Raw genomic sequence first — 12422 nt, forward strand, 5'->3', positions numbered from 1 at the left:
AAGCTTTTTAATTAAAAGCTTTTTTAATTCGATCTAGATCACGTTTCGTGTCTTGCTCTTTTAGCGATTCACGTTTGTCGTAGTTTTTCTTTCCTTTACAAAGACCAATCTGTAATTTTGCTAAACCTTTTTCATTCGTAAATAATTTCAGAGGAACAATAGTAAGTCCCTTTGCCTGAACATTTTTATGGAGTGTTTTTAATTCTTTTTTATTCAAAAGCAATTTTCGCTCGCTTCTTGATTTATGATTGAATTGATTTCCAAATGAATACTCTTCGATATAAGTATTGATAGCAAAAAGCTCCAGACCGCTAAATTCGCAAAAGCTTTCTGTGATATTCGCTTTTCCTAAACGTATCGATTTGATTTCTGTACCTGATAAAACAACTCCAGCAGTGTAGGTATCGATTATTTCGTAATCAAATCGGGCTCTTTTATTTAATATATTGACTGATTTTAACATAAGTGCAAATGTAAGACAAAATTGAAAAACTTTATGAAGGCTAAGATAATTAAAGTTTTTTTTTAATTTATGATTTTAATCATTCTAGACCAAAAAGCTTATTTCTAAGTTTGTTTCATAATTTAAATTCTTAGTCTAATTTATTCTTTATTTGATTGCTGTAAAATTCTATTTAGTAATTTTGCAAAAAAGAAAGACCATACTTTTTTAGAGTATGGTCTTTTATATAATTTAAAAAATTAAAATGCAAAATCAGTCCAAAGATCCTTTACACGGAATTACACTTCAAAAAATTCTAGAAACTCTAGTAGCTCATTATGGTTTTGAGACTTTGGGAGAGTTAATTCCAGTTAAGTGTTTTCAATCCAATCCGAGTGTAAAATCTAGTCTTACTTTTTTAAGAAAAACAGATTGGGCTCGAAAAAAAAGTAGAAGATTTATACGTAAAATCACTGCCAAAATTCTAGCTCTTATAATTTATACGAAATCATAACTCCTCCACGATAAGGAAGCCATTCACCACTTTTATTATAGTTAGGGGCTTTGTCATATCTTCCAGGAGTTCCGTCGTTATAATAGCCATGATAGAACCCTTGGTGCCAGCACGCCAACAAAAAAGTCAAGTAAAAATTTATCACTTAATTTTAGGTTGTAACCTACAGTTGCTCCCAATCTATATCCAAAACCATCTTCGTATTTATTAGTATCCCAATAATTCCATTTTTGTAACTCGTATTTATCTGCACCTATGTGACCTCCAATATAGAAACCATTGTATTTCTCTTTAAAATGGTAACGAACTTCTGGAGTTACAGTAACAAATTTCATTGGATTGTTTCCATCAAATGATTCCCAAAAAGAAGCCATAACGTCAACGCTAAAGGTCATTTTTTCTCCAATGCTAGTTTCAATTCCTATATTAGGGACTGCAACTAAAGCGGTTGCACCATTAAATTTTACAAAAGTCTGACTTTGTAATTGCAGACAAAACAAAAGAACAATTAGGGCGGGTATTTTTTTCATAAAAATGTTTTCGATTCAAAAACAGCTGTTTTTTAGCCAATTTCGAGCGCAAATATAACGTATAATGGCAAGGAACTATTGTGTAATAGGTTATTTTAACAAGAACAAATTTCTACTTTTCTAATAATGAATATATTACCTTGTCTAAAAATCTCCCTTCATAAAACTCAGATTCTTTAAAATGAGCTTCTTTTACGAATCCGCACTTTTGTAATACTTTTTCAGATGCATAATTTTCAGGATCAATTACAGCTTCAATCGAGTGTAATTTTAAATTTTCAAATCCATATTTTATCAACACGTTTACAGCTTCGGGAATAATCCCTTTTCCATGAAATTCAGGTAATAACATATAGCCAATTTCGGCACGATAATTTTCAGGTCGCATTCTGTAATAGCCAATTATACCTAAAAGTTTAGGATTGTCTCGTAATGTAATTCCCCAGTTGATTCCAATATTTGTTTCTATTTTTTCTTCGATCATTGCAATGTGTGCCAGCGCATCTTCATTGTTTTTAACCAATGGTCTTGGGATATATTTCATAGTTTCTGGATTCGAACGTAATTCGAAAACTTCATTAACGTCATCGTTTGTAATTCTTCTTAAAACTAAACGTTCTGTTTCTATTACTGGAAAGGGATGGAAGTTAAATTCTAACATTTGTTATACTATTTTAATACTAAATTTTGAATGAAAGCTTTGAGTTGCTTCTAAAACTAAAATACCTTCTTTTTGAAATAAATCGCCTGAATTATCTGCAGTATCAGAATAGCCAAACCAAGGTTCAATGCAAATAAAAGGTGCATTTTCTTTTGTCCAAATTCCTAAACTTGGAAAATCTTCAAAGTCAACCTGTACATAAGGTTTTGAGTCTTTAATAATGGTAAGTGAATTTGATTCTAATGTTTTAAAAACCAAAGCATCGTTTTCAAAAATTTTATAGTTTAACGGAACTAAATTTTCTGTCGTTTTTAATATTTCAGTTTTATCCGAAATTAAATCATTTTCAAGAAGATTATATTTTAAAGGTTCGTCTTTTTCGAATTTTAAAGCATAGTTTTCAAAATTACCAGGCAATGCAATTGCAGGATGAGCTCCAATAGAAAAAGGCATTTTTTCTTCTCCTTTATTATTAACTTTATATTCTATAGTTAAAGAATTTTCGTTTAAAGTATAAATAAGCTGTAACTCAAATTCAAAAGGATACTTTTTTAAAGTTTCTTCGTTTGATTGTAAAGAAAATACAGCTTGGTTTTCGCTTTTATCGATCAGTTCAAATTCCATATCACGAGCAAAACCATGACGGGATAAATTGTATTCGGTATCGTTTATTTTATAGGTGTTATTTTTTAAAGTACCAACAATTGGAAAAAGAACAGGCGAGTGCTTTCCCCAAAAATCACGGTTTCCTTCCCAGATGTATTCATTGTTTTGATTGTCTTTTATAGAAAATAACTCAGCTCCAGAATGTTTTATAGAAGCGCTTAGTGTTGAATTTGAAATAGTTGTAGTCAAAATAGCAAGTGTAAAATGAATATTTTTTATGTTGATGTAAATATATTTTATAAAATTTAGTTTTCTAATAAAATGACAGAAATTATTTTATTGATAAAATTTTGCTAAAATTGAATTTATGTTTGGAATTTTCTCTGTAAATAGCTTTTTTTTTCATTAATTTGCTACATAAACAGCTAAAAAATATGAAAAAGCAATGTGCAAAAGCCATTTTAACCGCGGCTTTATTTTTTGGGATTTCTTCAATCTGGGCGCAACAAACCCCGTCAGCGACAGCAACAAATCCGGTAAATAATTATAATTATCATGATGCATTTGGTCCGCATTTTTATACAAAAAATGCAACTACTACGCGTGCCGCAAGCGGTCAGCCCGGGCCAGAATACTGGCAGAATAGAGCCGATTATCAAATCACAGCAAAATTAAATGCAACTACAAATGAAATTGTAGGTACAGATGAGATTACTTATACAAATAATAGTCCAGATAAATTATCATTTGTATGGTTGAATTTAGATCAGAATTTATTTAAAGAAGATTCTAGAGGAAATGCTGTTGTGCCTTTAACAGGAAGCCGTAACGGTGCTCAAGGGCAGGTATTTGATGGTGGAAACAAAATTAAATCGGTAAAAGTAACGGCTGTTGGAAAAAAGAAAACAGAAGTTGAAGCAAAATATATTGTTACAGACACAAGAATGCAGATTTTTCTTCCAGAAGAATTGGCGACAAAAGGAGCGACTGTAAAAATTAAAATCGAATTCTCATTCACTGCGCCATTCGAAGGTTCTGATAGAATGGGTGTTTTAGAAACTAAAAACGGAAAAATCTTCACTATTGCACAATGGTACCCTCGTATGTGTGTTTACGATGACGTAAGAGGCTGGAACACTGCGCCGTATTTAGGAGCTTCTGAGTTCTATTTGGAGTATGGTGATTTTGATGTGAAATTAACTGTTCCTTCAAATCATTACGTAGTGGCTTCTGGAGAATTATTGAATGGTCAGGAAGTATTTTCTGGCGATCAGTTCAAAAAATATAAAGAAGCGTCTGACAGCGATAAAACTGTAGTTATTCGTTCGGCAGAAGATGTAGCAACAACAGCAAATACAAACGCTGGAACAGAAAAAACTTGGCATTATAAAATAAAAAATGCACGTGATTTTTCTTGGGCATCTTCTCCAGCCTTCATTTTAGATGGAGCAAAAATTAACCTTCCAAGCGGTAAAAAATCTTTAGCCTTATCAGCTTATCCTGTTGAAAGTGCAGGTCAGGCGAAGATACGGACGTTCTACAGAATATGTAAAAGCATCGATCGAGCATTATTCTAAACAATGGTTTGAATATCCTTATCCAGTCGCGACAAACGTTGCAGGAAATGAGGGCGGAATGGAATATCCTGGAATTGTATTCTGTGGATGGAAATCTAAAGGACAAGATTTATGGGGAGTTACAGATCACGAATTTGGTCATATTTGGTTCCCAATGATTGTTGGTTCAAACGAAAGATTATTCGGATGGATGGATGAAGGATTTAATACTTTTATCAATTCATTGAGCACAGTCGCATTTAATAATGGAGAATACAAAGAACCTGCATCAGATTTACATCAAGAAGCAGAATCTTTCACTCGTCCTGATTTAGAAACTATTATGAGTTCTCCTGATAATATGAAAGAAAAAAACATCGGTATGTTGTGTTATTTTAAACCAAGTGCTGGTCTTATTCTTTTGAGAGAACAAGTTTTAGGAAAAGAGCGTTTTGATACTGCGTTTAGAACTTATATTGAGCGTTGGGCTTACAAACATCCACAGCCAGATGACTTTTTCAGATCTATGGAAAATGTTGCAGGTGAAGATTTAAGCTGGTTCTGGAGAAGCTGGTACGTAAATAACTGGAGATTTGATCAAGGAATCAACTCAATTAAATATGTAAAAAATGATCCTTCAAAAGGTGTTGTAATCACGGTTGAAAATTTTGATAAAATGCCAATGCCAATCGTTTTAGATGTTAAAACAAAAAGCGGAAAAGTTTCGAGAGTAAATCTACCGGTAGAAATTTGGCGGCGCAATAACAGCTGGTCTTTCAAACATAATTCAACAGAAGAAATTGAAAGTATAACTCTTGATCCTGATCACGTTTTCCCAGACAACAACGAGTCAAATAATGTTTGGACTGCTGGAAAAGGAAAAGTAGAGAAAGCTATTATAATTGATGGATTTGTAGGTAGTTATGTTACAGCTAAATCGCCTTTGACTATCAATTTGGTAGATAGAAATAGTGTTTTAACTGCTGAACTTCCAAACTATCCTAATTTTTCTTTGGATCCTGTTCCAAATGAAAAAGATACTTTTGAATCGCCTAGAGCTGGATTAAGATTTAAATTTAACGAAGCTAAAACTGGTTTCGATATGACAATTTTAGGAAATGGGCAAGTAATGCAATTTACTAAGAAATAATATTTAAACTTTTAAAATATTCAAAACCCGATAATTAGAAATAATTATCGGGTTTTGTTTTTGTGTATATTAACAAAACCAAAAAAAAATGTTAGAATTTTAATTTTTTGTTTTGTAAATAAAAAAATAGTGTACTTTTGCACCGATGAATAAAATAAGTTTACATATAACTTCTTTGTCACGGACAAACTCACCGATTACTTCTCCCGAAGTACGGACACTATCTCTATAGTATCCACTGAGTTTTATAGCCGTATATTTATTCATATCCATTTTTCATTTTGAAATCACATAATTTGTCCATTGGACAAACATATCCTAAAAGTATATTTTATTTTGTAAACTTTCTGAATCAACTTTTTGATTTTGAAGGTGTTACTTTTATTTTGCTTAATTTTATTGGATTCAATTCTGGATTTCAAATTAAACAACATGCTTTAATTTTTAACTCTAACTTCAATTATTGAAATGAAGATCTCTATTGTTGTTACCCAGGAAGAACACTTCAAATTCGCACAAGAAATCTGCGATACGATAGAATCATCTGCCTTGCTGAGAGGTACAGGGATTGCTAAAAGAACTCCTGAGTACATTCAGAAAAAAATGTCGAATGGTGATGCAATGATTGCTCTGGCAGACGGGAAATTTGCTGGTTTTTGTTATATCGAAAGCTGGCAAGCACGGAAAATTCGTGGCACATTCGGGATTAATTGTACATCCTGACTATAGAAGTTTAGGTTTGGCGAAAAAGATAAAATCAAAAGTTTTTGATTATTCTTTGAAGAGATATCCAGATGCTAAAATATTTGGAATTACAACGGGTCTTGCTGTAATGAAAATTAATTCAGAATTGGGTTATAAACCAGTTCCGTTCTCAGAACTTACAACTGATCCAAGCTTTTGGGCAGGCTGTAAAACCTGTACCAATTTTCCTATTCTGCAAAGCAAAGAAAACAAAATGTGCCTTTGTACCGGAATGTTATACGACCCAAAAGAAAAACAAAAAACACCGCCAAGACATCCTTTTAACGAGGCTGTTTTAAGCAGACTTAAAAAAATTAAGCAGGCTTTATTCTTAAACAAAATATTGTCGTTTATTTTTTTATTTAAAATTTAATCAAAAAGAAATCTCAAACTGCTACATACGAAAGTATTAGCCTAAATTATAAAAAATGAAAAAAGTAGTATTAGCTTATAGCGGAGGATTGGATACCTCGTATTGTTTGAAATATTTAAAAAATGAAAAAGGATACGAAGTTCATACTGTACTTGTTGATACAGGAGGATTTGACGCAGAAGAATTATCAGCTATTGAAAAAAGAGCTTACGAATTAGGAAGCGCACAGCACGCAAACCTTACAATCGTAGATAAATATTATGATAAAGCTATAAAATATTTGATTTTTGGAAACGTATTAAAAAACAATACTTATCCATTATCAGTAAGTGCAGAGCGTGTTTTTCAAGCAATTGAAGCTATAAAATATGCTAAAAAAGTAGGAGCAAGCGCGATTGCACACGGAAGTACGGGTGCAGGAAACGATCAAATTCGTTTTGATTTAATTTTCCAAACTATTGCTCCGGAAATTGAAATCATTACGCCAATTAGAGATTTAAAATTATCAAGACAAGAAGAGGTAGATTATCTGGCTCAAAACGGAGTTCACTATTCTTGGGAAAAAGCACAATATTCGATCAATAAAGGACTTTGGGGAACAAGTGTTGGAGGAAAAGAAACTTTAACTTCAAGTCAGCCTTTGCCAAGTGATGCTTATCCTTCGCAATTACAAAAAGAAGGAGAAGAGAAAGTAAGATTGCATTTTGAACAGGGAGAATTAGTTGGATTAAACGGTATAATGGATAAACCTTCTAATAATATTGTGGCTCTTGAAAAACTGGCAAATGCATTTGCAATTGGTAGAGATATTCACGTAGGTGACACTATTATCGGAATTAAAGGAAGAGTTGGTTTTGAAGCGAGACTCCGTTAATCATCATTAAAGCGCACCATTTATTAGAGAAACATACGCTGGGTAAATGGCGACAATACTGGAAAGAACAACTAGGAAACTGGTACGGAATGTTATTTCACGAAGGTCAGTTTTTAGATCCTGTAATGCGTAACATTGAAACGTTTTTGCAAGACACACAAAAAACAGTAAATGGTGTTGTAACCGTTTCATTAAAACCATACCATTTTTCGCTTGACGGAATCGAATCTGATAATGATTTGATGAACACAGGTTTTGGTCAATACGGAGAAATGAACAATGCATGGACATCTGATGATGCAAAAGGATTTATTAAGATTTTAGGAAATGCTCAAAACATATTTTCATCAGTAAATCATTTAGATCATGATTAATGTCGGAATAATTGGTGGTTCAGGCTACACGGCCGGAGAACTCATCAGAATTTTAATGTATCACCCAAAAGTAAACATCGATTTTGTTTACAGTACTACAAATGCTGGAAAACCACTTTCTGTGGCGCACCACGATTTGATGGGCGATATCGAAATGAATTTTACTGATGTCATAAATCCAGAAGTAAATGTGGTATTTTTATGTTTGGGACACGGAAAATCAATTTCTTTTTTACAAGAAAATAAATTCGCGAGCCACACTAAAATTATCGATTTAGGAAACGATTTCAGATTGAATAAAGATGCTCATTTTGAAGGAAAAGATTTTGTTTACGGATTGCCTGAATTGAATAAAGCAGAAATTAAAAAAGCAAATTATATTGCAAATCCAGGTTGTTTTGCAACAGCTATTCAATTGGCTTTGTTTCCTTTAGCAAAACATAATTTATTGAACAATGATGTGCATATTAATGCTACTACAGGTAGTACGGGCGCAGGTGTAAGTTTATCTGAAACTTCACATTTTAGCTGGAGAAATAACAACATGTCACATTACAAAGCTTTTGAACACCAGCATTTAGGAGAAATTGGAGAAAGTTTAGTGCAATTGCAGGATGATTTTGAAAGCGAATTGCTTTTTATTCCAAATAGAGGAGATTTTCCAAGAGGAATTTTTGCAACATTATATACTCTTTCAGATGATAGTTTGGAACAATTGGTTGCTAAATACGAAGATTTCTATAAAAACGAACCTTTCGTGACAGTTACCACAACAAACATCAACATGAAACAAGTGGTGCAGACGAATAAATGTATCATCAGTTTATTGAAAAAAGGAAACCGGGTTTTAATAACATCAATCATAGATAACTTAACCAAAGGTGCTTCAGGACAGGCAATTCAAAACATGAATCTAATGTTCGGATTAGAAGAAACGACCGGTTTACATTTGAAACCAAGCGGATTTTAAATTGTTGGTTAAGCGGTTAATCGTTTATTCGGTTAATCGATTAAACAAATCAACGATTAAACAATTAAACAAAAACAAAAATGAACTTATTCAACGTTTACCCATTATATGACATAACTCCAGTAAAAGCTGTCGATTGTACAATTTACGATGACAAAGGAGTAGAATATTTAGATTTATACAGCGGACATGGTGTGATTTCAATTGGACACACACAGCCAGATTATGTAGCAAAATTAAAAAATCAATTAGACCATTTAGGATTTTATTCGAATGCAATTCAGAATCCTTTGCAGGTAGAATTGGCTCAGAAATTAGGAAAGCTTTCAGGTTTAGAAGATTACGAATTGTTTTTATGCAGTTCTGGTGCTGAAGCCAATGAAAATGCTTTGAAATTAGCTTCTTTCCACAACGGAAAATCAAGAGTTGTAGCTTTTGATAATTCTTTCCACGGAAGAACTTCTGCAAGCAGTTGCCGTTACAGATAATAAAAAAATTGTGGCACCAATCAATGCACAGCAAGTCGTTACTTTTTTACCTTTAAACCAAATTGAATTAGTTGAAGCTGAATTGGCTAAAGGAGATGTTACAGCAGTAATTATCGAAGGAATTCAGGGAGTTGGAGGTTTAGATCAAGGAACAACCGAATTTTTCCAAGCTTTAGAAAAAGCGTGTAAAAAACACGATGTTGTTTTGATTTTAGATGAAGTACAATCAGGATACGGAAGAAGCGGGAAATTTTTTGCTTTCCAGCATCACGGAATCAATGCTGATATTATTTCGGTTGCAAAAGGAATGGGGAATGGATTTCCAGTTGGGGCGATTTTAATTTCTCCAAAATTTGAAGCAAGTTTCGGATTATTAGGAACAACTTTCGGCGGAAGCCATTTGTCTTGTGCTTGCAGGAATTGCAGTTTTAGATGTAATGGAAAAGCTTGATTTACAAAAAAATGTAAATGAAGTTTATGAATATTTCTTAGAAAAAATCAAAGAAGTCGACGGAATCAAACAAGTAAAAGGAAAAGGCTTAATGCTTGGAGTTGAATTCGATTTTGATGTAGCGACTTTGAGAAAGAAATTAATTATCGAAAAACACATTTTTACAGGAAGCGCCAACAATAAAAATCTATTAAGAATTTTACCGCCATTAACAGTAAAAAAATCTGATATCGATACGTTTGTAAAAGCTTTAAAAGAAAGTTTAGAAGAATTAAAAAACTAATTCTCGTTACGTAAACCTGACGGGTTTTTAAAACCCGTCAGGTTTAGAAACACAAAGTATAATATCCTAACAGGTTTCCAAAACCTGTTAGGTATCAATAAGTTTCGATAAAAAGAAACAACCAAAAAACAACCAACCAACTAGAAATTATGAATCCATTATCAATTGAAAAACGCAATCTGGTTTTGCGCTCTATGGCAAAGCTGGTAGAGCAGGAACGGAGTCAAATAATTCTCACCAATCAAGAAGATTTATTGACTTACGTCGGCTCAGATTTAGCAATGGAAGAACGTTTAAAAGTAGATGATAAAAAAGTCGATGAGATGATTTTATCATTGAATCAATTGGCTTCTCAGGAAGATCCGGTTGGCGTTGAGCGTTTTCATTTTACACACGATAATGGAATAAAAGTTATAAATAAAACTGCCGCTTTCGGAACGATCTTAATTATTTACGAATCTCGCCCAGACGTTACAATTGAAGCGGGCGGAATTGCTTTTAAATCTGGAAATAAGATTTTATTAAAAGGTGGAAAAGAATCTTTACAATCAAATTTAAAGATTGTGAGTCTTTGGCATAAAGCTTTAGAAGAAAATGGAGTTTCAAAAGACTGGGTTGAATATCTGAATTATAACAGAACTGAAACTCAGGCTTTCTTAGAAAAACCAAATCAAAAAGTAGATTTAATTGTTCCAAGAGGAGGAGAAAAACTAATTGAGTTTGTAAAAGCACACGCCACTTGTCCCGTAATTGTTAGCGGACGAGGCAATAATTTTGTATACGTTCATAAAGATGCCGATACAGATTTGGCTTTAAAAATAATTTTGAATGCCAAAACATCTAAAATCTCGGCTTGTAATGCAGTTGATAAAGTTTTAATCGATTCTAAACTGCCAAATTTTGAAGGATTTACGGCTATTTTAATTGAAGAATTAAAAGAACATAAAGTTGAAGTAATCGTAGATAAATCGCTGGAGAATTTTGAAGATACAGAAACACTTCAAAATGAAAATATTTGGTATGAAGAGTTTTTAGATTATAAAATCGTAATCGGAACAATTGATTCTGAGGAAAATGCAATTGAAAAAATTAATAAATATTGCGGTGGACATTCTGCAGTAATTATTACAAAAGATGATAAAGTCGCACAAGAATTTATGGATGCCGTAGATACAGCGGCAGTTTACCAAAATGCTTCAACCCGTTTTACAGACGGTGGACAATTTGGTTTAGGAGGTGAATTAGCGATAAGTACAGATAAATTGCATCAGCGAGGTCCAATAGGTTTACAGCATTTGGTTACAAACAAATGGTATGTATACGGAGAAGGGCAGATAAGATAATTTAGATTTTAGAGTGTAGATTTTAGATTGATTATTAACGATTTTTGATTTCAGATTATTGGAATTTGGTCTCGAGACTTCGGGATAAAATTTGGAATTTATTTAAAGACAAAGCTTTGCGAACTTATCATTTGTAAACACAGACAATAAAAAAACCTTGCGCCCTTTGCGTTAAAAATAACTTAGTGCCTTAGCACCTTCGTGGCAAAAATAAAAGACATGGCAAAAAAACGGATTTTATTAAAAATAGGAAGTAATACTTTAACCAAAGAAACCAATCATATTTCGCGGGGAAAGATTGAAGACCTCGGAATGCAGATTGCGGCTTTAAACAAAGATTACGAATTTGTAATTGTAAGTTCTGGAGCTATCGCGATACGCAAAACAGTTTGTAAAGCTGGAAAGCAAAGGAAAAGAAATTGCATTGAAACAAGCCTTAGCTTCAATTGGCCAGCCACATTTAATGCGGATTTTTCATGAAAATTTCAGCGATTTAGGATTATTGACATCACAGTGTTTATTGTCTTATTCAGATTTTGAAAAACAACAGTCTAAAGTAAATATTGTTAATACGATAAACGTTTTGGTCGAGAACAATTACATTCCGATTATCAATGAAAATGATACCGTTGCCACAGATGAAATTCGGTTTGGAGATAATGATAAATTAGCCGCTTTAACAGCCGTTCTTTTAAATGTTGATATTCTGATAATTGCCACTAATACAAACGGAATTTACACGAAAGATTCAATTCACGATGAAATTCCAGAAACGATCAAATTGGTAAATGATTTAAAAACTTTGGAAAAAGAAATTGGCGAATCAAAATCCTCACACGGAACAGGAGGAATGCAATCCAAAATCGAAGCGACTGGAATAGCAAAAGCGACGAATATTGAAACTTGGATCGTAAATGGACTAAATGATAATTTTATTTTAAAAGCATTAAAAGACGAAATACCTTTTACAAAAATTGTGTAGAATGTTTATTTGTTTAATCGTTAATTCGGTTAATCGATTGATCAAATAAACAGTTAAACAAATAAACGATTAAACAAAAAA

Annotated in this window: 6 protein-coding genes and 6 pseudogenes; 8 read left to right on the top strand and 4 right to left on the bottom strand. The window is 32.7% G+C overall.

Features of this window, described 5'->3' with window-relative positions; all coding sequences use genetic code 11:
- Positions 1-7 precede the first annotated feature (7 nt).
- The gene (smpB, locus tag ACZZ95_RS16145) at positions 8-463 is read right to left on the bottom strand and encodes an SsrA-binding protein SmpB (protein ID WP_463469798.1); all 456 of its coding nucleotides are present in this window, start codon (positions 461-463) and stop codon (positions 8-10) included.
- A 244-nt stretch (positions 464-707) separates the two neighbouring features.
- On the opposite strand from smpB, the pseudogene ACZZ95_RS16150 reads away from it, so the two are divergent.
- Positions 708-930 (top strand): annotated as a pseudogene (locus ACZZ95_RS16150) (VF530 family protein).
- A 103-nt stretch (positions 931-1033) separates the two neighbouring features.
- Here ACZZ95_RS16150 and ACZZ95_RS16155 read toward each other — a convergent pair.
- The 3 genes from ACZZ95_RS16155 to ACZZ95_RS16165 form a co-directional block, all read right to left on the bottom strand.
- Entirely contained in the window at positions 1034-1486 is a 453-nt protein-coding gene (locus ACZZ95_RS16155; protein ID WP_463469799.1) for a DUF3575 domain-containing protein, read from the bottom strand.
- Positions 1487-1598: 112 nt separating this feature from the next.
- Complete coding sequence (locus tag ACZZ95_RS16160) at positions 1599-2147, bottom strand: GNAT family N-acetyltransferase (RefSeq protein WP_463469800.1); 549 nt, start codon at positions 2145-2147, stop codon at positions 1599-1601.
- A gap of 3 nt (positions 2148-2150) precedes the next feature.
- A complete protein-coding gene (locus ACZZ95_RS16165) occupies positions 2151-3002 on the bottom strand; it encodes an aldose 1-epimerase family protein (RefSeq protein WP_463469801.1) in 852 nt (283 codons plus the stop codon).
- A 185-nt stretch (positions 3003-3187) separates the two neighbouring features.
- Between ACZZ95_RS16165 and ACZZ95_RS16170 the strand changes: the two are divergent.
- The 7 genes and pseudogenes from ACZZ95_RS16170 (at position 3188) to proB (ending at position 12341) form a co-directional block, all read left to right on the top strand.
- Positions 3188-5459, top strand: a pseudogene (locus ACZZ95_RS16170) (M1 family metallopeptidase).
- Between the two features lie 468 nt (positions 5460-5927).
- Positions 5928-6576 (top strand): annotated as a pseudogene (locus ACZZ95_RS16175) (GNAT family N-acetyltransferase).
- Positions 6577-6631: 55 nt separating this feature from the next.
- Positions 6632-7824, top strand: a pseudogene (locus ACZZ95_RS16180) (argininosuccinate synthase).
- Positions 7817-8794, top strand: a complete 978-nt coding sequence (gene argC, locus ACZZ95_RS16185) for an N-acetyl-gamma-glutamyl-phosphate reductase (RefSeq protein WP_463469802.1) — start codon at positions 7817-7819, stop codon at positions 8792-8794. Before ACZZ95_RS16180 ends, argC begins: the two are co-directional and overlap by 8 nt.
- Before the next feature lie 80 nt (positions 8795-8874).
- Positions 8875-10016 (top strand): annotated as a pseudogene (locus tag ACZZ95_RS16190) (aspartate aminotransferase family protein).
- A 149-nt stretch (positions 10017-10165) separates the two neighbouring features.
- On the top strand, positions 10166-11359 hold the full coding sequence (locus tag ACZZ95_RS16195; protein WP_463469803.1) for a glutamate-5-semialdehyde dehydrogenase: 1194 nt from the start codon (positions 10166-10168) through the stop codon (positions 11357-11359).
- Between the two features lie 219 nt (positions 11360-11578).
- A pseudogene (gene proB / locus ACZZ95_RS16200) lies at positions 11579-12341 on the top strand (glutamate 5-kinase).
- Positions 12342-12422: the final 81 nt, after the last annotated feature.

The organism is Flavobacterium sp. AC267 (assembly GCF_979258715.1).

Coding starts and splice junctions, on each gene's coding strand:
- smpB (WP_463469798.1), bottom strand. CDS start 463: ATGTTAAAATCAGTCAATATATTAAATAAAAGAGCCCGATTTGATTAC.
- ACZZ95_RS16155 (WP_463469799.1), bottom strand. CDS start 1,486: ATGAAAAAAATACCCGCCCTAATTGTTCTTTTGTTTTGTCTGCAATTA.
- ACZZ95_RS16160 (WP_463469800.1), bottom strand. CDS start 2,147: ATGTTAGAATTTAACTTCCATCCCTTTCCAGTAATAGAAACAGAACGT.
- argC (WP_463469802.1), top strand. CDS start 7,817: ATGATTAATGTCGGAATAATTGGTGGTTCAGGCTACACGGCCGGAGAA.
- ACZZ95_RS16195 (WP_463469803.1), top strand. CDS start 10,166: ATGAATCCATTATCAATTGAAAAACGCAATCTGGTTTTGCGCTCTATG.